General features: G+C 50.1%; 24 protein-coding genes. 6 read left to right on the top strand and 18 right to left on the bottom strand.

Translation table 11 applies throughout. From position 1 onward, the window contains the following. Window positions 1-6: 6 nt before the first annotated feature. Entirely contained in the window at window positions 7-762 is a 756-nt protein-coding gene (locus tag MNO13_RS17145; RefSeq protein WP_064548404.1) for a MerR family transcriptional regulator, read from the bottom strand. 96 nt (window positions 763-858) lie between these two features. Then, the gene (locus tag MNO13_RS17140) at window positions 859-1,980 is read right to left on the bottom strand and encodes a ribosomal protein uL16 3-hydroxylase (protein ID WP_241940077.1); all 1,122 of its coding nucleotides are present in this window, start codon (window positions 1,978-1,980) and stop codon (window positions 859-861) included. Between the two features lie 140 nt (window positions 1,981-2,120). On the opposite strand from MNO13_RS17140, the gene dinG reads away from it, so the two are divergent. Together dinG and ybiB are read left to right on the top strand one after the other, a co-directional pair. Next, window positions 2,121-4,280, top strand: coding sequence for an ATP-dependent DNA helicase DinG (dinG, locus tag MNO13_RS17135; RefSeq protein ID WP_232887305.1), 2,160 nt, complete (start codon window positions 2,121-2,123; stop codon window positions 4,278-4,280). Between the two features lie 14 nt (window positions 4,281-4,294). Then, a complete protein-coding gene (ybiB, locus tag MNO13_RS17130; protein WP_064548400.1) occupies window positions 4,295-5,263 on the top strand; it encodes a DNA-binding protein YbiB in 969 nt (322 codons plus the stop codon). A gap of 123 nt (window positions 5,264-5,386) precedes the next feature. On the opposite strand, the gene ybiJ is transcribed toward ybiB, so the two are convergent. Further along, window positions 5,387-5,647, bottom strand: a complete 261-nt coding sequence (gene ybiJ / locus MNO13_RS17125) for a DUF1471 family protein YbiJ (protein WP_064548398.1) — start codon at window positions 5,645-5,647, stop codon at window positions 5,387-5,389. A 362-nt stretch (window positions 5,648-6,009) separates the two neighbouring features. Here ybiJ and MNO13_RS17120 point away from each other — a divergent pair, with 362 nt between their 5' ends. Beyond that, window positions 6,010-6,834, top strand: a complete 825-nt coding sequence (locus tag MNO13_RS17120; RefSeq protein ID WP_241939046.1) for a helix-turn-helix domain-containing protein — start codon at window positions 6,010-6,012, stop codon at window positions 6,832-6,834. A gap of 5 nt (window positions 6,835-6,839) precedes the next feature. Here the strand turns inward: MNO13_RS17120 and MNO13_RS17115 are convergent, their stop codons facing one another. The 8 genes from MNO13_RS17115 to MNO13_RS17080 all read right to left on the bottom strand — a co-directional run bounded on the left by MNO13_RS17115 (window position 6,840) and on the right by MNO13_RS17080 (window position 15,121). Continuing rightward, a complete protein-coding gene (locus tag MNO13_RS17115; protein WP_241939045.1) occupies window positions 6,840-8,294 on the bottom strand; it encodes a leucyl aminopeptidase in 1,455 nt (484 codons plus the stop codon). Then, window positions 8,291-9,259, bottom strand: a complete 969-nt coding sequence (locus MNO13_RS17110; protein WP_241939044.1) for a glycosylasparaginase — start codon at window positions 9,257-9,259, stop codon at window positions 8,291-8,293. The genes MNO13_RS17115 and MNO13_RS17110 overlap by 4 nt, the downstream gene beginning before the upstream one ends. 7 nt (window positions 9,260-9,266) lie before the next feature. Continuing rightward, complete coding sequence (celB, locus tag MNO13_RS17105) at window positions 9,267-10,574, bottom strand: PTS cellobiose transporter subunit IIC (RefSeq protein WP_121813982.1); 1,308 nt, start codon at window positions 10,572-10,574, stop codon at window positions 9,267-9,269. A gap of 243 nt (window positions 10,575-10,817) precedes the next feature. Continuing rightward, a complete protein-coding gene (locus tag MNO13_RS17100; RefSeq protein WP_064548388.1) occupies window positions 10,818-12,119 on the bottom strand; it encodes a TRAP transporter large permease in 1,302 nt (433 codons plus the stop codon). Then, a complete protein-coding gene (locus MNO13_RS17095) occupies window positions 12,119-12,616 on the bottom strand; it encodes a TRAP transporter small permease (protein WP_241939043.1) in 498 nt (165 codons plus the stop codon). Before MNO13_RS17095 ends, MNO13_RS17100 begins: the two co-directional genes overlap by 1 nt. Before the next feature lie 71 nt (window positions 12,617-12,687). Continuing rightward, on the bottom strand, window positions 12,688-13,674 hold the full coding sequence (locus tag MNO13_RS17090) for a TRAP transporter substrate-binding protein (protein WP_121813980.1): 987 nt from the start codon (window positions 13,672-13,674) through the stop codon (window positions 12,688-12,690). Between the two features lie 381 nt (window positions 13,675-14,055). Further along, window positions 14,056-14,316 carry a DUF1471 family periplasmic protein McbA gene (gene mcbA / locus MNO13_RS17085; RefSeq protein ID WP_064548385.1) on the bottom strand — a complete coding sequence of 87 codons (261 nt, stop codon included), beginning with the start codon at window positions 14,314-14,316 and terminating at the stop codon, window positions 14,056-14,058. 178 nt (window positions 14,317-14,494) lie between these two features. Further along, complete coding sequence (locus MNO13_RS17080; RefSeq protein WP_064548383.1) at window positions 14,495-15,121, bottom strand: flavin reductase family protein; 627 nt, start codon at window positions 15,119-15,121, stop codon at window positions 14,495-14,497. A 93-nt stretch (window positions 15,122-15,214) separates the two neighbouring features. Here MNO13_RS17080 and rlmF point away from each other — a divergent pair, with 93 nt between their 5' ends. Beyond that, window positions 15,215-16,156 carry a 23S rRNA (adenine(1618)-N(6))-methyltransferase RlmF gene (gene rlmF / locus MNO13_RS17075; protein WP_064548382.1) on the top strand — a complete coding sequence of 314 codons (942 nt, stop codon included), beginning with the start codon at window positions 15,215-15,217 and terminating at the stop codon, window positions 16,154-16,156. Between the two features lie 50 nt (window positions 16,157-16,206). On the opposite strand, the gene glnQ is transcribed toward rlmF, so the two are convergent. The 5 genes from glnQ to rhtA form a co-directional block, all read right to left on the bottom strand. Beyond that, the gene (gene glnQ / locus MNO13_RS17070; protein WP_064548380.1) at window positions 16,207-16,929 is read right to left on the bottom strand and encodes a glutamine ABC transporter ATP-binding protein GlnQ; all 723 of its coding nucleotides are present in this window, start codon (window positions 16,927-16,929) and stop codon (window positions 16,207-16,209) included. After that, on the bottom strand, window positions 16,926-17,585 hold the full coding sequence (gene glnP, locus MNO13_RS17065; RefSeq protein ID WP_064548378.1) for a glutamine ABC transporter permease GlnP: 660 nt from the start codon (window positions 17,583-17,585) through the stop codon (window positions 16,926-16,928). Before glnP ends, glnQ begins: the two co-directional genes overlap by 4 nt. A gap of 89 nt (window positions 17,586-17,674) precedes the next feature. Further along, entirely contained in the window at window positions 17,675-18,421 is a 747-nt protein-coding gene (gene glnH, locus MNO13_RS17060; RefSeq protein ID WP_034457213.1) for a glutamine ABC transporter substrate-binding protein GlnH, read from the bottom strand. A 364-nt stretch (window positions 18,422-18,785) separates the two neighbouring features. Then, a complete protein-coding gene (gene dps / locus MNO13_RS17055) occupies window positions 18,786-19,289 on the bottom strand; it encodes a DNA starvation/stationary phase protection protein Dps (RefSeq protein ID WP_064548375.1) in 504 nt (167 codons plus the stop codon). A 307-nt stretch (window positions 19,290-19,596) separates the two neighbouring features. Further along, window positions 19,597-20,484 carry a threonine/homoserine exporter RhtA gene (gene rhtA, locus MNO13_RS17050; RefSeq protein ID WP_064548373.1) on the bottom strand — a complete coding sequence of 296 codons (888 nt, stop codon included), beginning with the start codon at window positions 20,482-20,484 and terminating at the stop codon, window positions 19,597-19,599. Window positions 20,485-20,976: 492 nt separating this feature from the next. Between rhtA and ompX the strand changes: the two genes are divergently transcribed. Then, complete coding sequence (gene ompX, locus MNO13_RS17045; RefSeq protein ID WP_064548371.1) at window positions 20,977-21,483, top strand: outer membrane protein OmpX; 507 nt, start codon at window positions 20,977-20,979, stop codon at window positions 21,481-21,483. Window positions 21,484-21,568: 85 nt separating this feature from the next. On the opposite strand, the gene MNO13_RS17040 is transcribed toward ompX, so the two are convergent. After that, complete coding sequence (locus MNO13_RS17040) at window positions 21,569-23,155, bottom strand: phosphoethanolamine transferase family protein (protein WP_241939042.1); 1,587 nt, start codon at window positions 23,153-23,155, stop codon at window positions 21,569-21,571. Window positions 23,156-23,469: 314 nt separating this feature from the next. Next, complete coding sequence (mntS, locus tag MNO13_RS17035; protein WP_064548364.1) at window positions 23,470-23,598, bottom strand: manganase accumulation protein MntS; 129 nt, start codon at window positions 23,596-23,598, stop codon at window positions 23,470-23,472. Between the two features lie 190 nt (window positions 23,599-23,788). On the opposite strand from mntS, the gene mntR reads away from it, so the two are divergent. After that, window positions 23,789-24,256, top strand: a complete 468-nt coding sequence (mntR, locus tag MNO13_RS17030) for a manganese-binding transcriptional regulator MntR (protein ID WP_064548362.1) — start codon at window positions 23,789-23,791, stop codon at window positions 24,254-24,256. The last annotated feature ends 1 nt before the right edge of the window (window position 24,257 follow it).

Below are 24,257 nucleotides of genomic sequence, written 5' to 3'. Positions count from 1 at the left end.
TTTTTCTTATGCGTGTTCGGTCGATTGCCCGTTGCTCATCAGCGGGTAAATTTGTAACCCCGAGCAGCGCCAAAGTTCCAGCTGGTCAAGTTGACTGTGGGTCGGCGTATCGCCACACCACACCAGCAATGTTTGTTGGGCGAACAGCTCAGGGCGCAACTGGTGCAACGGATGCGCTAACACATCCACACGCCAGCCTTGTTGGATTGCCATCCACGCCGCCATCCATAAACGGGTGGTATCCGGTGTATCCCATCCAATTAATAGCGCATCTTTACCGCTGCGTTTGCGCGCGGAGGCGAGACACAGTGCAATGTAATTGATCAAGGCGCCATCCAGCAGACTGAGTAACGTGTTGAGTGTGACTTGTTGGCATTGCAGACGGCGACGAAGAGGGATGTAGAGCTGGTTGACGAGGGTTTCTGCCGGATAGTCGCGGCCAATGTCAGCCATCCAGTTTCGTAACCGGTTCGGACTGCCAGCTTGTAAATGGTGAAGCAATAGCTCCTGGCGTTCACGCCAGCCGCTTTCTCGATCCTGAAGTTCCCCACTCAGTAAGGCTTTCACCTTGCTGACTTGAACACCGTTTTCAATCCAGCGTTTGATTTCACGGATACGTTCGAGGTCGGCATCGTCAAATAATCGATGGCCGCCATCGGTACGCTGCGGTTTCAAAAGCCCGTAACGCCGTTGCCAGGCACGCAACGTTACGGGGTTGATATCACAAAGCAGAGCCACTTCACCGATTGTATAAAGCGCCATGTTATCCCCAAAGTCTACCCGGGAAACCCCCCGTATAACTGTAGTCAGTTACAAAGACTCTGGGTAATTTTTAGTTACATGGTGCAACTAAATCTGTTAATCGTCGAAATACCAATATCCTTGATTAACTAACTCAGTTAAGACGCTTACAAATTCTGGGTTCTGCAAAGCATCGCCCAGTTCGGCCTGGCTCAACAGGGTGTAACGGCACAAAGCATCAGCGGCATGCGGAACCGGCTCTTCCATCGGTTCGCTGTTGACGAAGAACTCGCCCTCGACATTCAGCACGCGCAAACCGCTCAACCGCGTCAGGCATTCGCCGCCGAGCAACGCATCAAGGATTTCCCCAGGCTGATATGGCGGCTCCGCTGGCGCAATGTCCAGCTCATGGCGCGGAGTGGTAATAAAGCGGCCAAACCACTGCTTGAAATCTTCAGGCTGGCTAATCACTTCCATCATCATGTCGCGCAGACGAGCCAGCTCATAGCCTTCAACTTTGCCCGGATGCTCGCGGCAGGTTAAATCAGGATCGCTGTAATGCTCGCCACCGAGATCGTTTTCCAGCGCGTAATCAGCAAAGCTGCTGATCAAATCGCGGCCATTTGGCCCACGGAAACCGACGGAGTAGTTGAGTGCGGTTTCATGAGTGAAACCATCGTGTGGGAAACCTGGTGGAATATACAGAATGTCACCAGGTTCCAGATCTTCATCAATGATCGGTTCAAACGGGTCAACGTGCAGCAACGCTGGATGCGGGCAGAACTGGCGCATCGGCAGTTTGTCACCGACACGCCAACGACGGCTGCCCATGCCCTGAATAATAAACACGTCATATTGGTCGATATGTGGGCCAACGCCGCCGCCAGGAACCGAGTAGGAGATCATCAGGTCATCCAGACGCCAGTCCGGTAACACACGGAATGGACGTACCAGTTCAGCCGCGGGTGCATGCCAGTGGTTAACGGCCTGTGCCAACAGCGACCAACCGGTTTCCCCCAGATTATCAAAATCTTCGAAAGGCCCGTTGGCAGCCTGCCACTGACCGTTGGTGTGGCTTACCAGGCGGCTATCCACTTCTGCTTCCATAGCAAGACCAGCTAACTCATCCGGCGTAATCGGATCGACAAAATTCGGAAACGCATTTTTCAAAATAACCGGCTTTTTCTGCCAGTATTTCGCCATAAACTCAGGCCAGTCTAAATTGAGTTGATAATCCATTTTTTGATACCAGTGGGAAGATAAACAGGCTCGATTATAGAGAGGAACCGCCCCTGGCCACTTTGTCATGCGTCAAGCCTTGCTGTAAGACTGCAAAAAGTGGGACAATAGTGGTTGTTTATACAGTAAAAGTGGTTTCCATGGCTTTGTCCTCAGCTCAAAAAGAGCAAATCGCCGCCTGGTATAAGGCGCTGCAGCAGCAGATCCCGGACTTTATTCCGCGCCCACCGCAACGGCAAATGATTGCCGAAGTGGCGAAAACGCTAGCGGGCGAAGCGGGTCGTCATCTGGCGATTGAGGCACCCACAGGTGTGGGGAAAACTCTTTCTTACCTGATCCCCGGGATCGCCATCGCCCGTGGTGAGCAAAAAACGTTAGTAGTCAGCACCGCCAACGTCGCCCTTCAGGATCAAATCTTCAGCAAAGACTTGCCGCTGCTGCGCAAAATTATCCCCGATCTCAAATTTACCGCCGCCTTTGGTCGTGGGCGTTACGTTTGCCCGCGCAACCTGTCAGCCCTGGCGACGGACAACGCTTCACAAGGTGATTTGCTGGCTTTTCTGGAAGATGAAATGGCACCGACCAGCAAAGATGAACAACAACGTTGCGCCAAACTGAAAACCGATCTTGATGCCTATAAATGGGACGGACTGCGCGACCATACTTCGCAAAATATTGAAGACGATCTCTGGCGGCGTTTAAGCACCGACAAAGCCAGCTGTCTGGGGCGCAATTGCCACTGGTATCGCGAATGCCCGTTCTTTGTGGCACGGCGTGAGATTGACGATGCGGAAGTGGTAGTAGCAAACCATTCGCTGGTGATGGCGGCTATGGAAAGCGACGCGGTGTTGCCTGAGGCAAAAAACCTGCTGCTGATTTTAGACGAAGGACATCATTTGCCGGATGTGGCCCGAGACGCGCTGGAAATGAGCGCCGAAGTCACGCCCGGTTACAGCCGTTTGCAGTTCGATCTCTTCACTAAACTGGTCGAAACCTGCATGGCGCAGTTCCGCCCGAAAAGCCCGCCACCGCTGACATCACCCGAACGTCTGACCAATCATTGTGATGAAATTTATGAACTGCTGAGTTCGTTTAACAGCATCGTTTCATTGTGGTTACCGGGCGAACAGGAAGCGGTGCACCGTTTTGAAATGGGCGTTTTGCCCGAAGAAATCATGGTGATTTGCAAACGCCTGGCGAAGCTAATGGAAGGGTTGCGCAGCCTGGCTGAAGCGCTGCTTAACGATTTGGGCGAAAAAACCGGAACGCACGATATTGTGCGTCTGCACCGCGCGTTACTGCATATGAACCGCGCATTGGGGTATTTCGAAACGCAGAGCAAACTGTGGCGGCTTTCGGCGATGGAGCAGGCATCGGGTGCGCCGGTGTCGAAATGGGTAACTCGCGACGTTCGTGAAGGTCAGCCGCATCTGTTCTTCCATTGCGTAGGGATCCGCGTGTGCGATCAGCTAGAAAAACTGGTCTGGCGTAATGTGCCGCACGTTATCGTGACTTCAGCAACGTTGCGTTCACTGAATAAATTCGATCGCTTACAAGAAATGAGTGGGCTGGACGAAGACGCAGGTGACCGGTTTATCGCGCTGGATTCACCGTTTAACCACGTCGAGCAGGGCAAGCTGGTGATCCCGCAGTTAACCGTTGAGCCGACGATGGAAAACGAAGCCCAGCATCTGGCTGAAATGGCAGCGTTCTTCCGTGCTGAACTGGCAAAAGGCGAGCACAAAGGGATGCTGGTGCTGTTCGCCAGCAACCGTGCGATGCAGGTGTTCCTGACGCATGTGACCGATTTACGACTAACACTGCTGGTGCAAGGCGACATGCCACGTTATCGGCTGGTGGAGCTGCACCGTAAACGTGTTGAACAAGGTGAAACCAGTGTGCTGATCGGCCTGCAATCTTTTGCCGAAGGTCTGGATTTAAAAGGGGATTTACTCAGCCAGGTGCACATCCACAAAATTGCCTTCCCGCCAATTGACAGCCCGGTGGTGGTCACCGAAGGCGAATGGTTAAAAACCCTGAAACGCTATCCTTTTGAAGTACAGAGTTTACCGAGCGCGTCATTTAATCTTATTCAACAAGTCGGGCGTTTAATTCGTAGCCACGGCTGTTATGGTGAAGTGGTGATTTACGACCGCCGCTTGTTGACCAAAAATTATGGGCAGCGTTTACTGGGTGCACTGCCAGTGTTTCCAATAAGCCAGCCTGAAGCGCCAGCGGCTAAACTGATTGATACCCCACCGAAAAAGACGGTGCGACGCAAACGTGTGAGCAAGAAATAAAAAGGAGAGTCGGAGTGGATTACCGTAAGATCATTAAAGAAGTCGGGCGTGGTAAGAACCACGCACGCGATCTGGATTTTGACACCGCTCGCGGCTTATACGCCCATATGCTCAGAGGCGAAGTGCCGGAGCTGGAGTTAGGCGGCGTGCTGATTGCGCTGCGTATCAAAGGCGAAGGTGAGGCGGAAATGCTTGGCTTCTATGATGCGATGAAGCACCACCTCATCTCGCTGACGCCACCAGTGAACAAGCCGATGCCCATTGTCATCCCTTCTTATAATGGCGCGCGCAAACTAGCAAACTTAACTCCCTTGCTCGCGATGTTACTTAACCGTCTCGGTTTTCCGGTGGTGGTGCATGGCGTAAGCCATGATCCAACGCGTGTCATAACCGAAACCATTTTTAAGCTGATGGGGATTGAGCCGACGCTGCATGCCGGCCAGGCTCAGGCCAAACTGGATTCTCATCATCCGGTATATATCCCCATCAGTGCGCTTTGCACGCCAATGGAAGATCAGCTGGCAATGCGCTGGCGGATGGGGGTGCGTAATAGTGCCCACACGCTCGCCAAACTGGCAACTCCGTTTGCAGAAGATGCTGCGCTGCGCCTGGCCAGCGTTTCGCATCCTGAATATGTCCCGAAAGTGGCGAAATTCTTTGCTGACATTGGCGGGCGTGGCTTGCTGATGCACGGTACGGAAGGGGAAGTGTATGCCAATCCACAGCGTTGCCCGCAAATAACACTTATCGACAGCCAGGGTTCACGCATTGTGAGTGAACGCCAGACTGAAATCAGCGACGAGGAAGTGGTGCTACCTGCCGGAAAAGATCCGGAAGTTACCGCCCGTTGGATTGAACGTTGTGTTGCAGGGTTGGAACCTGTACCGCAGTCATTAAAAATACAAATGGCTTGCTGTCTGGTGGCTACAGGAGAAGTGGCCACGCTTGAAGACGGTTTAATGCGCGTTAATCAGACATTCTGATGAGCAGAAAAAGAGCAAAAAAAAGCCCGCGAAAAAATCGCGGGCAACAAGGGTAATAACAGTGTCATGCAGTGTGGAGCAAAGCTCCAAAAATATGAGGGTAAATCAGGGCAATACTGAAGATTATTTGTAGATAACCGCAGTACCGCTCATTTTGCCGTTGGTGTTAGCCGAAGTGATGGAATACGCTTTTGCGCCGGCGGCTTGTGCTTTATCTGCCAGTTTTGCTTCCAGGCCGTCCAGAGTGGTTGCGCCGTCTGCTGAAACCACGCCGACTTTGTTTAAGTTCTGAGCTTCAGCCGGATTGATTGATTGTACAGCGAACGCGCCGAAAGAAAGAGTAGAAAGGGCGATGGCGGCTACAGCATATTTGATGGTTTTCATAGTTAATATCTCGCAGGTTATTCTGTTTAAGGTGACGATGTTCCGTCGATGTGATTATGGTCACACTTTTTAGCAGAATAATAAATCGAATAGAATTGACCTCCTTATTCAAAAAAATTGAACGATCGCTAAATCATTGAAATTAAAAATGATTAGCGTGCGAATTATCATTGTGATTTATATATCTTTACAACTACTTGGTTTAGCGCACCTTTTGCTAATTTTTCTGTCAGCAGCAGGGCTGCTGTGGCCTGCAATCGCTTGCGCGCTTATTTTTCGATAATCTGTCGATTTGCTCTTTTCGCTCGTAAAGTTGCTTTTATAATGAGGGCTTTACTTAACCGTATGCCTGATGAGGTCTGATGGAGATTAAGCTCCACACCAATGCCACCACGACGCCGCGTACCCGCAAATATATTCAAAGCTCTGACAAATCCGACAGTGAACTGGCGGAAGAGCTGAATATTTCTGTGGATACCGTCAGACGCTGGCGTAAGCGAGATGACTGTTACGACAAATCTCATCGGCCAAATACCATTCATCGTGCACTTAGCCCTGAACAAGAGGCGCTGCTGATTTTCCTGCGTGTGCGTCTGGCTTTGTCGCTTGATGAACTGTTAGAAGCCGCGCAATTACTGGTTCAGCAAGGCATTTCCCGCGCAAGTGTCAGTAGAACGCTGCAAAACTGGCAGCAATCCCGTTTGACGAAACCCGATTTAAAACAACCTGTGGGTCATCTGCGCCTGGATGTTTTCCCACTACCGGAAACCATTAGCCACAAACACGGCGCGCTACTGGCATTTAGCTGCCCGGTTTCAGGTTTCCTGGCGGTGGCACTGCGTGAGCGGGGAAGTGAGCAAACGCTGGAGGCGCTGGTGGGTTTTTTGCAGCAAGGTTTACCGTTGCAGGTGCAGTCGATAATGGCCTGCCCGAGCGAACTTGCTCGTCAACTGACGTACAAGTTACAGGTTCCACTGCATGAAGCGCAGCAGGAAGAGTGGCAAATTCGCGCAGCAAACGGTGAGTGGGCGCAGACTCTGGAACAACTACTTAACGGTGAACGTTATGACAAACGCCTGGGATTTGGTGCGGTATTGCTGGAGTTCGAGGATTTGCTGAATAAACGAATTATCCGCAACCGGCTGAAAAACCTCTCACCGGTTGCGTGGTTAAAATCCCGCTTATAACCTGTCTACAGATCCTTCGTTTTCCCTTCGCAAAGACCGAGTAAGAACTGCGTCAATAGTAAAGCAGGGCGGCCGCTGGCCTGGGTAAATTTACCACGACTCAGCGCGGTACCGCTGACATCTAAATGCGCCCAGGGTTTTTGGTGGCAAAACTGACTTAAAAAATGGGCGGCAGAGACTGCAATTGCTGCATTGTTCGGCGGTGTATTGGTGAGATCGGCAATATGGCTTTTGACTTGCGGATCAAAGCTTTCGTCCAGCGGTAACGGCCAGACTCGGTCTTGCGTTAAGTCGGCAGCTTGCTGTAGTTGCTGGCTGAGTTGTACATGGTTACTCATCAGGCCAGAAATGTCATAACCCAGTGCTTTCACTACCGCTCCGGTCAGGGTGGCGACATCAATTAATGCTGCCGGATTAAAGCGCGTGGCGGCATAACTCAACGCATCTGCCAGCACCAGACGGCCTTCGGCGTCGGTATTAATAATTTCCACGCTTAGCCCCGCGTGAGATTTCACTACATCGCCTGGCAGCATGGCGTTTTCGCCCGGCATATTTTCGGCCAGCGCCATTACTGCCACGACATTCAGTGGCAATTGCAGTGTTCTAACAATCTCCATCAGCCCGAAGACCACGGCGGCACCACACATATCGTATTTCATGGTGCGCATCCCTTCGCCTTCTTTCAGCCACAGGCCGCCAGTATCAAAGGTTATCCCTTTACCGACAAACGCATAAGTTGGGGCATTTTCCGCCGCACCCTGCCAGCGCATTGTCACCAACCGGGGCGGATTTTTGCTGCCTTTTCCTGTGGCATCAAGACAACCCATGCCGAGTTCACGAATCGCGTGTTCATCAAGAATTTCACAGTGTGTTTGCGGATGGGTAGCGGCCCAGGCTGCGGCTTGTTGAGCAACGTCTTGGGGGCGGCAATCATTAGCTGGCGTGTCGGCAAGGCGGCGGGAAAGCAGCATGCCTTGCGCGATGGCCTGAGTTTGCCAGGCGAGTTCATGCGCCTGTATGTTTGCTTCGCGGATTAACAACCAAAGTTGCCCGTTACTCTCTTTCTGCTGCTGGCGATAACCCAACTGTGGTAACTGATAAAAGCGGTTCATCAGCGCGACCAGCAACGTGCGCAGGCGAGCAAAAACGCCAGGGTTTGCCAGGTCAAAACCAGAAATATCGATGGCAATCGGATGCGAAACGGGGCTGGGCAGCAGGTTGGTCAAACTTTCCGTTAGCTGGCGTAACACCACGGGGCTATCCAGTTGGCTGGATGGCAAAAGAGACAACTGCTGGCAAACACCATGCAAGCCGAAAGTGGTGGACTGCGCTTCATCATGTTGCGCCATTTCATCAAGCAAAGAGTGCAATGGCTGCGGCCACGCATCGGTGTGATTTTTCCACAACACCAAATGCGCGTCTGGTGGGCATGGTGTAAAAGCGGCTAACTGGCATTTCATATAATCACCTCTGCGGTTACGCGTTGCAGATAAGCATCAAGCCAGGCCTGGTCTGCCGGGCGAATCAGCGTGTGCTTACCTTCGCGGGTCGTCAAAAAGACCGTGGGTTTTTGTGCGGGAGTGGCGACGGAAAACGAGAAGTTATCGATGGTTGTTGCCGCACCATATTCACCACGGTTATTCATACACACCACTGATAAATCACCGGCGCGACCAAAACGGGCAATCAGCTGGCTTTCGAGATCGTAAACCGCCGATTCAGCAGCCTGTTGGGGTGAAATGCCACGCCCCATCCGGCAGACAATTTCATAGCTAATACAGCCTTTCATCAGATCTTCGCCAAGGCCTGTAGCGGTGGCAGCACCAATTTGGCTATCGGCATAAAAACCTGAACCGGAAACCGGGGAGTCGCCCACGCGTCCTGGGCGCTTCATAAACAAGCCGCTGGTGGAGGTGGCGACACACATTTGCTGGTTATGGTCGAGGGTAATTACACCCACGGTATCGTGCCCGGTATACGGGCTGAGGCCGCGATCCAGGGTTTCACGTTTGCGCTTCAGGTAATGTTGATGCGCACGATCCGTCAGCATGTTTTTGCGCTCAAAGCCCTGTGCTAAAGCCCAGGCTTGCGCTCCTTCACCAACCATAAAACTGTTGAAGCGCTCACGGCTTAACGCCTGTGCCACAAGGACAGGATTGGCGATATCGCGAAGACTGGCGACCGCGCCAATGGCAAGCGTTGATCCATCCATAAAGGCCGCGTCGAGCTCAACCACGCCTTGCTCGTTGGGCAAACCGCCGTAGCCGACAGATTTATAGAATGGATAATCTTCCACGCAAGTGACGGCGCGAACTGCTGCGCCACTGGCGTCGCTGTTCCCTTGCAACATTTGCGCGGCTTCGCCAACGCCTTCCCAGGCCATACGCCAGGTCGCAATCACGCCCCAGTTTGTCGATAACGTCATGTTTTAGTTACTCCGTGGCGGGTTTGGTGGATGCAGAAAGCTCCGGCGCTTCATTGGCCCGATATTGCTTATCCACAACTTTGAGGAATGGCAGATAAATAATGGCGCCAATCAACAGGTTGGTTAACTGAATCACCGCACCGCTAAGATGCCCGGTCACGATAAACCCGCTCAACACCGGCGGCAGCGTCCAGGGGATATACACGCCCGTGGTGGTCGCGACCCAACCCAGCGACATGGTGATGTATTGCACGGTGACCAGTACCAGCGGCACCAGGTTGAATGGGATTAGCATTATCGGGTTCATGATAACCGGCAGGCCAAACAGCACCGGTTCGTTAATGTTGAAGATGGAAGAACCGATGGCCAGACGCGAAACGTTCTTAATGTGCTGGCTGCGGGCAAATAGCAGCATAGCAATCACCAGAGACAAAGTTGCGCCCGCGCCACCCATCCAAATCATGTCGTAGAACTGCTCAGTGACAACGTGCGGTGGGAGTAAACCGGCCTGCGTAGCCGCCAGGTTCTCCATTTGGTTTTCCATCCAGAAAGGACGCAGGATGCCGTTCACCATCGAGCCGGAGTTGATCCCGACAGACCACAAGCCGGTGATGCTAAAGCAGGTAAACAACGCGCCGACATACGAGGTGCCAAAGTGGCGGATTGGCGTGGCCAGCACTTCGTACACAAACTGGTGAATGGTGTGGTACTCGGTTTTGGCAAACAACACGCGAACCGCCAGCGCAAGCACCAGAACCAGCAATGACGGGATCAGCGCGGCAAAGGATTTTTGCACTGCGGGTGGCACGCCATCCGGCATGCGAATCACCCAGTTCTGGCGCAGCATCCAGGCAAACAATTCGGTACTGGCAATTGCCCCGAGCATCGCCACAAACAAGCCTTTGGAGCCGAGCCATTCCATGGGGATCAGGTTGCCGATTTCCTGAGTTTTCGCGAAAGGGGTGAGAATCAAGAAGCAGGAAAGAGACAAAATCCCGGATGACATTTTGTCGATGTCATAACGTTCGGCAAGACGGTAGGCGACCAGAAAACTAATAAATACCGCCATGGTGGAGAAGATGGCAGTAAACGGGATTTCGACAGTTGCAGACCAGCCCTCACCAAAAATCGACGCCATAAACTGCTGATAGGCGGTACTTGGGAAAGAGGAGATAACCAGCAGGATTGAACCGACAATGATAAACGGCATAAATGAGATATAGGCATCGCGAATGGCTCCGAGGTGGCGTTGTTGCGCCATTTTCGCGGCCAGCGGCATCAGCTTTGCTTCTATTGCGGCCATCAGGTTTTTCATTCTTACCGCTCCGTAAGTAATCACAAGAGACAATTCTTGTGTTGTATACAGTAGGGATTGTTAGCGGCGAATAAAGTGAGTGGATTCACAAAAGTATCACATGATTGCTTATGATAAGGTCAGCTGTCGGATGACGCTGGCGCTTATCCAACCTACTCCGTTCCAGAAGGTTTTGTAGGGTGGATGACGCTAGCGCTTATCCACCATGTGTGTGATTTGTCATCAGTCTCAAGCAGGCAGGAATTACATCAGTCCCAGCAATCGAGGAATGAACAGCGAAATCTCAGGAATGTAGGTAATCATCATCAGTGAAACAAATAATGCGGCATAGAACGGTAGCAGCGGTTTGATCAGGTGCTGGATTTTCACGCCGGTAATCGAGCAGCCCACGAACAGCGCACTTCCCACCGGAGGTGTCAGCAACCCGACGCACAGGTTCGCTACCATCATGATGCCGAAATGCACCGGGTCCATACCCAACTCTTGCGCAATCGGCAGGAAGATTGGCGTGAAGATCAGCACCGCAGGCGTCATATCCATAAAGATGCCGACAATCAGCAACACGATGTTAATCAGCAGCAGAATAATCAGTGGGTTGTCTGAAATCCCCATCAGCGTGTCGCTAATAATGTATGGAATATCAGCATTGGTCATCGCCCACGACATGCCAACTGAGAAGCCAATCAGTAGCAGAACAATGGAGGTGGTTACCACGGAATCGAGGATTAGTTTCGGTAAATCGCGCCATTTCACTTCGCGGTAGATAAGCACCGAGAGCACGAAGGTATAAACTACCGCGATAGCCGAGGCTTCCGTTGCGGTAAATACGCCGCCCAGAATTCCACCCATCACGATGATCACCAGCAACAAACTTGGCAAGGCATCGAGAAACGCTTTGGCCGCCTGTGCACACGTTGGACGAGCGGATACTGGATAGCCGCGGCGTTTGGAGATAATCCCGCACACCAGCATGATGGACAGACCCATCAGGATGCCAGGTAAGTACCCGGCCATAAACAGCGAAGCGACCGAAACCCCGCCAGCAGTCAGCGAGAAGACGATCAACACGTTAGAAGGTGGGATCAGTAAACCGGTAATACAAGACGAAACGTTGACCGCTGTCGAGAACGCCGGATCGTAACCCTCTTTGTTTTGAATCGGCGAAAGTGTGCCACCCACGGCAGCAGCCGCCGCGACTGCTGAACCGGAAATCGAACCAAACATCATGTTCGCCAGTACGTTAACGTGGCCCAGTGAACCCGGTACCCGTCCTACCATAATTTGCGCCAGGTTAATTAGCCTGATGGCTATCCCGCCGCTGTTCATCAGCGTTCCGGCAAAAATGAAGAACGGAATCGCCAGCAGAGCAAAGTTATCCAACCCGTTCGCCAGGCGTTGTGAAACCGTGATAATGGCAACGTCCCATGGGAACATGATAAGCATCGATGAAACGGTGGCGATCCCAATGGCGAATGAGATAGGAACCCCGAGAAACACCAGCACGAAGAACGCACCGAATAAGGTAAGGGCGATGTAAGTTTCCATTATTTACCCTCGTGACGGACTAAAGTTTGAGCATCGGTCAAGATAAAGTAGAGCGAATAAAACATCATGATCGCCCCGCTTAACGGCAGCACTATGTAGACGTAGCCCATAGGGATTTGCAGCGCCGCCGAGAGTTGCGAAGTGGCAAGTGTCTTTTCAATGAGTTTTAGGCCGCCATTGACGATAACCCCGCCAGAAAATAGCAGCACCAGTGTGTTGATTAGCATGCCGAGCAGGGGTTTTTTATTGTCTGGCATCATCATGGCAAGAAAATCGATGGACAGATGGCGCTGTGCACCCACTGTGTATGACGCGCCCAATAGACCCACCCAGATCATCAGAAAACGCGCCAGTTCATCGGTCAATGTACTGGGCTGGTTGAGTACATAGCGGCTAAACACTTGCCACACCACGCAGATGACCAGCGCGACCATTACCAGTACGGAAAAAGTGGCAATAGTCCGGTCTACCGCAAGCTTTATGGGCTTTAGTATCATGTTTGTATACCTGAAAATTAACTTTGGACGAGCGGGTGAGGAGCTCACCCGCTGAAACCTGCAACCCTAAATCACTCGGTAGCGGCTTCGAATTTAGCCAGCAGAGCCGCTTGTTTTGGATCTTTGGCGAAGTCGTCATACAGTGGTTTTACGGCTGCGCGGAACGGGGCTTTATCAACGCTGAGGATAGTGGCCCCCATCGCTTTAGCTTGAGCACGTGAATCAGAATCGACTTTGTCCCAAAGCTTTTGTTGATACGTTTCGGAGTTTTTCGCCGCTGTCATCAGGATTTGCTGCTGTTCAGGGGATAGTTTGTCCCAGGTTTTGGTTGAGATGACGAGGAAGTCGGGAATAGAGGTATGTTCATCTTCCGAGAACACTTTGGCGATTTCGATATGGCGAGTCTGCACCCATGATGGAACGTTATTTTCCGCGCCATCAACAACGCCTTGCTGCATTGCGGTATACACTTCGCCGAAAGAAATAGGGGTTGGTGAACCGCCCATTAATTCAACCATTTTCAAGGTGGTTGGGCTGGCCTGAACGCGAATTTTAAGTCCTTTTAAATCTTCTGGTTTGGTGATCGGTTTTTTCGCATAAAAACTGCGGGTGCCTGCAACATATGCTGAAATAGCAAAGAAACCTTTATCTTTGGTTGATTCCATAATTTCTTTGCCGATTTCACCAAATACCACGCGATTAAAATGTTGTTGGTCTTTGAATAAATACGGCAAATTATAAATAGCGTAAGTATTGTCGAAAGATTCCAAATCACTGGCAGAACCTTTGGTCATATCCAGTGCGCCATTTTGTAATAGTTCTAATGTTTCACGGGCGCTACCCATTTGGCTACTTGGATAAATACGAATACGCATACTGCCATCAGAAAGTTGTTGTACCTCTTTGGCTAATTGTTCATAGGCTTGATGCACAACATGGCTGCGTTCCAGGTTATGCGCGAGTTTTAAAGTTATTTTGTCAGCGGCATTTGCACCTGTGGCACACAACGTAATCAGCGAGGCACAAAGTAGTTTGCGTGGTAGTGTCAAAAATTTCATATAAAATGCTTCCTGCATAAAAGAAAAGGTGAAGTTTCGAATGGAGGCCGTTATTGCTGTATGACAGCTTATTGCATTTGTCCGATAACCAACTTGTATAGACTTCACATTTTTTATTAATCAGGAGTGGTTTTGCTATTTTTTGTGTTGTTGCTCACTCAATTTAATATGATTGGAAATGTCTTTTGTTTCTCTCGTGAATTTATTCTAAGTTGAGAAAATGAATGTAAGGAGTTACCGAGGTATTAGGCAGTATTTACGAAGGGTATTTATTGTTTTTGATTTAATTTGGAACGGATGAACCAACAAACTTAACAATAAATAACGGTATCCTGTTATGGAAACCGTTATTGAAAGTCACCCCGGGGATAACTATTAAGACTATTTATAAATAGTTGCGGTGCCGAACATCTTGTTTTCACCGCTGGCTGAGTTAACAACAAAACCTTTTGCACCTTCTTCTTTCGCTTTTTCTCCAAGTTTGGCTTCCAGATCGTCAAGATTCGCCGCGCCTGAGACCGAAACCGTCCCCGCAGGGCGGAGTTGGCTGTTATTGATGTCATTCGTTTCTTGAGCTGCCATGGTGGCAAACGGTAATGCCGCAAGGGTGACAACCGCAGAAAAATACAGCAATTTTTTCATAATCACATCCTCATCGCTTTTGGGAACCGATTAAAAAATCATCAGCACCTACAGTGTAGGTGCAATGCGCCAAACCATAGACGCAAAAAACTGATGGACTTATGCTCATTTTTTGAACGACATAACTTGACGAAATTCTTACAAATCATATAGATACAGGTGTATGATTTTGCTGATTTTATCGGGCGTCGGGGCGAGTTAAGTCAAAACGATGGCTTTCATCGATAGTGTAATAAGCCGATGGGCCACCCGCACGCAGCACCGGTTTTGCCAGCGCGGTCTGGTAAATACCGTCTTTTAGTAGTGACTCGTCAATATGAACGGCGACCACTTCGCCCAACACCAGCCAGCTATCAATCGCCGCACCGTCGGCAGTCGTGAGTTGAATGCACTGCGACAGGCGGCATTCAAAATTAACCGGGCTTTCGGCAACGAGGCTGGCTTTGACTTTTTGCCCGACAACGGCAGTTAACCCCGCGCGAACGAACTCATCTTCACCGCGTGGTATGGAGGCTGAGGTTTCATTCATTTGCTCAGCCAGTTCACGCGTGGCGAGGTTCCAGACGAACTCTTTTGTTTCAACGATATTTTGTACGCTGTCTTTCCAGCCACTGCTGGCGAAACCAATAATAGGTGGCCGATAATTAAAACAGTTAAAGAAACTGTACGGCGCCAGATTACGGTTACCTTGTTGATCGTATGAGGAAATCCAGCCTATTGGGCGCGGGCCGATAATGGCATTGAGCGGGTCGTGCGGTAAACCATGGCCGTCGGCAGGTTCGTAGTAATAACGTTTCGCGGACATAAAACCTCTGCTTCAGTGATGAAATTGGCGCGGCGTTGTTTACCCCGCTGGCTTCACAGAGTATCTTACGCGACCACACAAGGAGAAGCCGCAATGAAAACCCCTGCCACTACCAAACCGGGTCTGCACCCACGTAATCGTCATCGTAACCGTTATGATTTCCAGGCGCTGACACAAAGCAGCCCAGCACTCGGCGCATTTTTACGCCCTGGCCCGCATGGCGAAACGACGGTTGATTTTGCTGACCCGCTGGCAGTGAAAGCGCTGAATCAGGCGCTATTGGCGCATTTCTACGGTGTGAAACAGTGGGATATTCCTGAAGACTTTCTTTGCCCTCCGGTGCCTGGGCGTGCCGATTATATTCACCATCTGGCAGATTTACTGGCAGAAGGTAACGGCGGCGTGGTGCCTTCGCAGGCTTCAGTACTGGATGTGGGTGTGGGTGCCAACTGTATTTATCCGCTTATTGGCCAACATGAATACGGCTGGCGTTTTACCGGCACCGATGTGGATGGCGAGGCTTTGCGTAACGCAACGGCGATTATTGATGCTAATCCAGGCCTGTCACGCCTGATTCGTTTGCGTCGCCAGAAAACGGCAACCGCAATTTTGCCGGGTGTGATTCATAAAAACGAAATGTTCGATGCCACGTTGTGCAATCCACCGTTCCACGATTCTGCACAGGCGGCCCGCAGCGGTAGCGAGCGTAAACGTGTAAACCTTGGCCAGGCGAAAGACGGCGCACTGAACTTTGGCGGACGTGAGCAAGAGTTGTGGTGTGAAGGTGGCGAAGTGGCGTTTATTAACCAGATGGTCAACGAAAGCAAGGCGTTTGCCCGCCAGGTGCAGTGGTTCACCTCGCTGGTTTCTCGTGGTGAGAACCTGCCGTTGATTTATCGCGCGTTGCAAGAAGCTGGCGTCGAAAAAGTGGTGAAGAAAGAGATGGCCCAGGGGCAGAAGCAGAGCCGCTTCATTGCCTGGACCTTTATGAACGATGCGCAGCGCGTTCGTTGGGCTGCCACACGTTATAAATAGCATTCCCTTCACCCCGACCCTCTCCAAAAGGAGAGGGTGAGGTCGAGAACTCAGGAAACGTGCTGCAAGAATTCCTGCAAACGCGGGCTTGGTGGGTTCTCAATCAGTTCTTGCGGGTTACCATCTTCAGCAATGCGCCCTTTATCAATGAAGATGAGGCGCGAGGCGACTTTGGCGGCGAATCCGACTTCGTGCGTCACAATAACCATCGTCATGCCTTCTTCAGCCAGATCCTGCATAACCTTCAACACTTCGTGACGCAGTTCCGGGTCAAGTGCCGAGGTTGGCTCATCAAACAGCATCATTTTCGGTTTAACCGCTAACGCCCGGGCGATTGCCACACGCTGTTGCTGGCCGCCAGAAAGCTCTGATGGGTAGTGATGCGCACGTTCCGCAAGGCCCACTTTCGCTAACAGCTCTTTAGCCAGTTTATCGGCGGCGTCTTTTTTCAGACCACGTACACGAATCGGGCCAAAGGCGACGTTTTCCAGCGCGGTCAGGTGCGGGAACAGATAAAACTGTTGGAACACCATGCCGGCTTCCTGACGAATCAGGCGCTCATCGACTTTCGGGTCGTTAACTTTCAGACTGTCGACAAACAGGTCACCACTAGTGATGTCTTCCAGTTTGTTGATGCAGCGCAGCAGCGTCGATTTACCGGAGCCTGACGGCCCGATAATCACCACCACTTCACCTTGTTTAATGTTGAGGTCGATGTTGTGCAGCACCTGGGTTTTGCCAAAGTGCTTAGAAACGTTTTTAAATTCAATCACAGGATTTTCATCCTTCTTTCAAGAATGCGGAGCACTATGTTCAAGACCTGGGTGATGATGAGATAGATAACACCAACGGCAGTCCAGATTTCCAGGGCGCGGAAGTTGCCTGCAATAATTTCCTGGCCGCTACGAGTCAGTTCGGCTGCGCCGATAACAATAAACAGCGAGGTGTCCTTGATACTGATAATTAACTGGTTACCGAGTGACGGCAACATACGGCGCAGTGCCAGTGGCATAATCACATGACAAACGGCTTCACGTCTGGATAGACCGAGAGCGAGACCCGCTTCGCTGAAGCCTTTATGTATCGACAGTACCGCCCCGCGGGTAATTTCCGCAATATAGGCGCCAGAGTTAATCATTATGGTGATCACCGCGGCTGTGAAAGTGTCGATGCGAATATCAGGGAATGCCATTGGCAATGCGAAGTAGATATACATGACCTGTACAACGATAGGCGTGCCGCGGACCACTTCGATGAAAACGAGGGCTATGTGGTTGGCTATCCAGCCGCCGTAAGTGCGGGCCAAACCTGCCACCAGACCGATAATGATACCACCTGCCAATCCAAGGACCGAAATCCACAGAGTCATTTTGGCGCCTTCCAGCAATATTGGAATGGCAGGCCAAATGACGCTCCAGTCAAACTCCATAATGTGTTCCTATTTTACTTATACCGTGGTTCAAAAATATCAGGGGCGAAAGCCGCCCCTTAGGTCTTGCTTACATCATTTTAGATTTATTATTTTGGCTCAGTGCCGAACCATTTTTTGTAGATTTCGTTGTACTTGCCGTTCTCTTTCAGGGTTTTCAGCGCGCCGTTCACTTTCACACGCAGGTCATCGCTACCTTTAGGGAAGGCGATACCGTATTGCTGTGCTTCGAGAGAGTCGCCAACTGCTTTGAACTTGCCCTGGCCAGCCGTTTTGATGAAGTAAAGAATGTTCGGCGTATCGTGCAGTACCGCGTCAGCACGGTTGGTGCCCAGTTCCATGTAGGCGTTATCGATGTTCGGGAACTGACGCAGGTCTTTAGTTTTGATGTTGGCTTTCGCGTAATCAACAGAACCGGTGCCGCTCTTCACTGCAACTACTTTACCGTCGAGATCTTTCACGCTTTTAACGGAATCGTTGTCGGCTTTAACCATCACCAACAGGCCGCTTTTGTAGTAGCCGTCAGAGAATTCGATAGCTTTTTTACGTTCTTCGGTGATGGTGATACCCGCCAGCGCCAGGTCGATATTTTTGGTTTGCAGCGCAGGAATGATGCCGCTGAAATCCATTGGCTTGAGGGTGTAATCCAGTTTTAATTCTTTTGCTACGGCATCCCATAAATCGATATCAAAACCGACGTATTTGTCGCCTTGTTTAAATTCAAAAGGAACGAATGCGGTGTCGGTCGCAACGACCAGTTTCTTATCAGCGGCGTGGGAAGAAACCGCAAAAGCCAGAGTGAGTGCAGCCAGTGAAACTTTTAAAATCGACTTCATAGCATTTCCTTGTTTATCCATGGGGCAATCCCCTGCATCAGTAAGCGGCAACATGGAAAAATCATGCCAGGTTTTCAACTTACTGTTTTTGCAAGGATGTGAATATGTAACATTGCACAATAATGGTTGCAAGTGAGTTACAGCGCACTCTAATGGTGCCCAGTTTTGGTGCGTTAAGTATTGAGGAACGATGAAGTCTAGTTTTACCGCAGATTAAGGCGGTAAAACAATCGGCTGTTAACGATTGTGTGAAGTGATTATTACAAATGAGTAACTTTTGCGGCAGGGATAACCATTTTTATGCGCTAAAACAGTGCATCCATCCTCCCGGAAATGGGAGGATGAAGTAACAATCTGCTAGCAATTAATCGATATTTGACTCAATGAACCACAGGAACTTGTCCAAGTCTCGCGAAGCCGCAGTCAGAATATCGGCGGTATCTTCGTCTTTCGTTTCACTGATTGCCTTACGCACATCGTTCGCCACAATCGCGTAACGGTCGGCCAACTCTTTAAGGTGATCCTGAACACTGTGAATATCCAACGGATAGCTTTTCAGTGGTGTTTTACTGTTAATGACTTGCGTTGTACCCAGTGCGACACCGCCAAGTTGAACGGCGCGTTCTGCCATGGTGTCGAGATGGTCAGTCAGGGCGGTGCGGAAACCGTCAAGCATTTCATGAACGGCAATAAAGTTTGCACCACGCATATTCCAGTGCGCTTGCTTGGTAATTAACGACAAATCAATGAACTGGATGACCTGGCGATTCAGCAGCTCAACGGTGGCTTTCTTTTCGCTGTCTGAAACATCATTACGGGTATGCAGTAGGTTGGTAGATTTGGTTTTTACCAGTTTAGCGGTAGTCATAATCTTTCGTCCTCTTGATGTTATGTCCAATGAATTACCGGAAATAAGTATAGCACCTGATTTCGTATTCGAAGGAGCAGGTTGTACCTATCAGATTAATAGCAATGAAAGGATAGAATTTAGTAACTCATTGTTAGTCAATAAGTTTCAATTTTGTATTTCGAGTGGTAATTGAATTAAACAAAGAGTGATTGTTGAATGGGAATAATTATTATTTTGTGAAGGTAAGAGAGGGAAATATAAGTGGTTGAACGCAGAGGTTATTTACCGTGGGAATCGTAACCACGGTAAATAATATTAGAGTGGGCTACTTTACATCGACCTGAGTAATCTGCGTTTCACGCTTGAGAGTCAGCGTTGACCCGATGGATGCGGCAATAATGGAAAGCAATGCCAGCCATTGCACCAGAGTCAGATGCTCACCAAGGAACAGCATTCCCGACAGTGCAGCGAGCCCAGGCTCCATACTCATCAGCGTGCCAAAGGTGCGGGTCGGTAAACGCGTCAGGGCGATCATTTCCAGCGAGTAGGGCAGTGCTGTCGATAATACCGCAACACCGAGACCTAACGGTAAAAGTGACCAGTGCCAAAAAACATCACCCGCTTGCCATGCGCCAATCGGTACAAAGATTATTGCTGCTATCAGCGAACCGAATGCCACGGTTGCTGGCCCATGATCGACACCGGCTTTTTGTCCAAACAGGATGTATATCGCCCAACATGCCCCGGCTCCCAGTGCATAGGCGGCACCGGCTAAATCGACATGCGAAATTGACTGCCCCAGCGGTAATAAGAACCAGAGACCCAATACCGCCAGAATCACCCAGATAAAATCCACCGCTCGACGTGATGAAAACAGTGCCACGGCCAGTGGGCCGGTGAACTCAAGGGCGACGGCAATCCCCAGGGGAACCGTCTGAATCGATAAATAGAACAGGTAGTTCATGCCGCCGAGCGCCAGCCCGTACATCAGCAAAGGGATGCGCTGCTCCGCTTTGAAGCGCAAACGCCACGGCTTAAAGACAACCACCAGGATGAATGTCCCCAGGAACAGGCGCAAAGCGGTCACTCCTGGTGCTCCGACTAACGGGAAGAGTGATTTTGCAAGTGATGCGCCACTTTGAATCGAGGTCATGGCAATCAAAAGAACAACAATGGGTAACCATAAGGGGGTTTTACGTGGCGATAAGGGCATCCAGCATCCTGTCAGTCAGTGTCTATACCATCATCCTTCAAGTTGCAGGGGTGTTGGCCGCAGACGCTCGCCCCAGTCACTTACTCAAGTAAGCTCCTGGGGACTCTCGTCCTTGCCTCCTACCTGAAACTCGAATGCTAATGGGTATATTTAAGTAAAGAAAATAAAAAGTGACCCAGTGTAAATGATTAAGTTATGGCTGGTTGAGATTTCATTGAAAAAAATCATGGCCGGATGCAGTAACATAACTGTGTGATTGCGTAAGATTTGTTCAAAAGTGTTTAAGAATTATCTGGATGACTATGTTGCAATTCATGACAACAATTAGGTCGTTTTTTGATAAAAAGGCTATAAATTTAAGGGAGTAGGGTGTAATGGAAATGATCTGTTACAGGAAAGGATTCATTAGACAACGTAAATATCGAAGAGTTTCCGATACAATTTTGATATATTAAAAACTTAGAAGTTACTTGAAGCATATTGAGGTGGATTATGAAAAAAATTGCATGTCTTTCAGCACTGGCTTGTGTTCTGGCCGTTTCCGTTGGTACCGCATCTGCTGCAACTAGCACCGTAACTGGCGGCTACGCACAAAGCGATATGCAGGGCGTTGCTAACAAAGCTGGCGGTTTCAACCTGAAATACCGTTACGAAAACGACACCCCACTGGGCTACATCGGTTCTTTCACTTACACCGAGAAAGACCGTTCTGAGTCAGGCGTTTACACCAAAGGCCAATACTACGGTATTACTGCTGGTCCTGCTTACCGCATCAACGATTGGGCAAGCATCTACGGTGTAGTCGGTGTTGGTTACGGTAAATTCCAGAGCACCTCTTTCCCGAACAAAGCTGACACCAGCGATTACGGCTTCTCTTACGGCGCGGGTATGCAGTTCAACCCAATCGAAAACGTTGCACTGGACGTTTCCTACGAGCAGAGCCGCATCCGTAACGTTGACGTTGGCACCTGGATCGCAGGCGTAGGTTACCGCTTCTAATTTCACTCTTTTATCGAGTGAAAATAAAAATCCGCCCCTTGAGGCGGATTTTTTTATTTCTGAATTCCCTGATTAGGGGATTAGCTTAACGAGTCTTGGTATCAAACACATCCGTCTGCAGATGAGTATAGTCCACCTTCTTGAGCTTAAAGTTGGTGATGTAGATTGGCCCCGCTTTTTGCTCAGAAATGAACTTGTACTTCGGCGTTAACTCTTTGGTTTTAATCCCTGTCCACGCTGAGAAGAAATTCAGGAAATCATTCGCTGAACGGCGCGCTTTTATCTGGCGATGCACTTTATCGTCGCTGGACAGCACCATAAATGGGACCTGGAAGTTTTGTTGGAACTCGTCACCATGCGCCAGATATTGCACCTCAGTGCCGCGCTCTTTAATTGCCAGACCGTGATCGGAGAAGTAGACCATCGAGAAACTCTGCCCGGTATTTTGTAGCTGTTGGTAGAGCTGCTTCAGCAAATCGTCGGTTTGCGTCATGGTGTAGAGATAGCAGGACGTTTCTTTCGACTGGACGAAATCTTTGTATTTACCCTGCGTGCGGTCGCATGCTTGCGGGTGTGAACCCATCAAATGCAGCACAATTAATTGTGGCGTGGTTCGTTGTGTCGCGAATACCTGAGCGGTCATTTTCAACAACGCTTCGTCACGGGTATTTTTGTCGGCTTCAAAATCACCGTTTTTCAGGAACTGCACTTCATCGGCACGTTTGGCGATGCTGGCAATGGCGGTATCGTATTCACCAATTTGCCCCTGGTTCGAGAACCACCAGGTCTGGAAGCCTGCCCGGTTGGCAAGCGTGATAATGCTGTCTTGATATTGCGGTTTGCCGTCAATGACACGGTTAAGCGTCATGCCCAGCGATTTCTGCGTTGAGCCGCTGGCCGCCACATAATCCATGAATATATTGCCATTCACCTGGCTGGCAAACGGGGTGTTATCCCAATGGCCACCGAATGCGCCTAATGCGTCACGGCGCGCACTTTCACCAATCACCACCACGTAAGTTTGATATTTAGGTTTAACCGCCAGCACATTCCAGGTGTCCTTCATCTGTGCGAAGGCCTTCATGCGCGTTTGCTCATCAATCACTTCCTGGTTATTGACCACAACATCTTTTACGAAGCGGAATACCGGGTAACCAGAGTCTTTGATTTTAAATACGCCGCCATACGCCAGGTTTTGTACCGGAGCGACAAAGAAACAGACCACGCTGACAACCAGGCATAAGCTATCAAAATGGCACCACAGGCGTTTTTTAGGTGCAACTTTGCGGCGCAGCGCAATAACGCCAAGCACCAGAATAAAGATCGACACCAAATAGCTGTACCACGGGAAGATAGTCATCAGTTCCGTGGATTCTTCGAAGTTAGTTGAGTGTAGGGCAAGCAGGGTATTAAAGTTCGGCGAGCCGTAGGCCTGGCCAAAAGGGAAATACATTGCTGCAATCAGGCTGCAAATCGCCAGCAAGCCTTTTTGGAATTTGGGCGCACTGCGCCATAGCAGCAGTAATACGCAACTAAATGCCACTGCATACAGAATGCTAAATTCATAACCGAGCGCAAAGTTAATCAGTAAAGACTGCAGGAAATAAAAGCCAGTCCACGGATTAAGCGCCACTGCGCGGATCGTCAGGGAATCTTTAAGCGTTAAATTCATGTTTATCGAGATCTACTAAACGCCATGCGAAAACCCTGGCGACGAGGGTAAGAACCTGCCTGACAGACGGAAAAGAAGGGATACTGGACCGCATCTGCGAGCCGCTTCATGTGCAGGGCTGCAAGAAGATAGAGCGGTACGATAAGAAGATCAACTGATAAGAGAAATGTGTTTTGCGAAGCAGGTAGCAAATCCAACAAATGGTAAGGTTAAAGCGCTGTTGCGTGAGGTATTCACTGAATCATCATGAAATGAAAAGTTACAAATAGATGAGCCGTTCAGAATGACTAAACCCGAAAAGGCAGGGCGACTGCCTATGACTTAGGTTTTTCGCCCTGTTGTGGTTTCCCGGAAACCAAATCACACAACATGTTGAGCAGCATTAGCCGCACTTGAAACGGGGAATGTGTAAACACGCTCATGCACCTCTTAAATTCGTTCATATAACCCTCCTGTTCACTTCTGCTGCCCTTGTTTCCCTTTAAGGCTGTCTGCATTACATACAGATATAGCACAGGCTATATTGTATAGCTATTGCTAATTCGTTAAATTTTTGTGCTTCCGTGATGCTGGTTTACAATGGGGCCGAACGTCGTCATTGGACGATGCCGCGCCACTGCAAGAGGAAGCATCATGAGCCGTACGCCTGGCCAAAAAAATAAACAGAAAGTGACGCAGTTGGTAAACGTTGAAGAGCATGTCGAAGGCTTTCGGCAGGTGCGGGAAGCGCACCGTCGTGAATTGATTGATGACTACGTTGAGTTGATTTCAGATTTGATTCGCGAAGTGGGGGAAGTCCGTCAGGTTGATATGGCGGCGCGACTCGGTGTTTCTCAACCAACCGTTGCGAAAATGTTAAAGAGACTCGCCTCGGTTGGGCTGATTGAGCAAATTCCGTGGCGCGGTGTGTTTTTAACTGCTGAAGGTGAAAAGCTGGCGCAAATCAGCCGCGAACGTCATCAGATTGTGGAAAACTTTTTCCTCGCGTTGGGAATTAGCCCGGAAACCGCAAGGATTGATGCCGAAGGGGTGGAGCATCACGTCAGCGAAGAAACCCTGGCGGCATTTCGTTTGTTTAGTGAGCAGCGAGGATTTAAGTAGC

It is taken from the genome of Buttiauxella ferragutiae, from assembly GCF_022637515.1.
Taxonomy (GTDB): Bacteria; Pseudomonadota; Gammaproteobacteria; order Enterobacterales; family Enterobacteriaceae; genus Buttiauxella; species Buttiauxella ferragutiae.
This window is presented reverse-complemented; position numbering and strand designations above follow the sequence as displayed.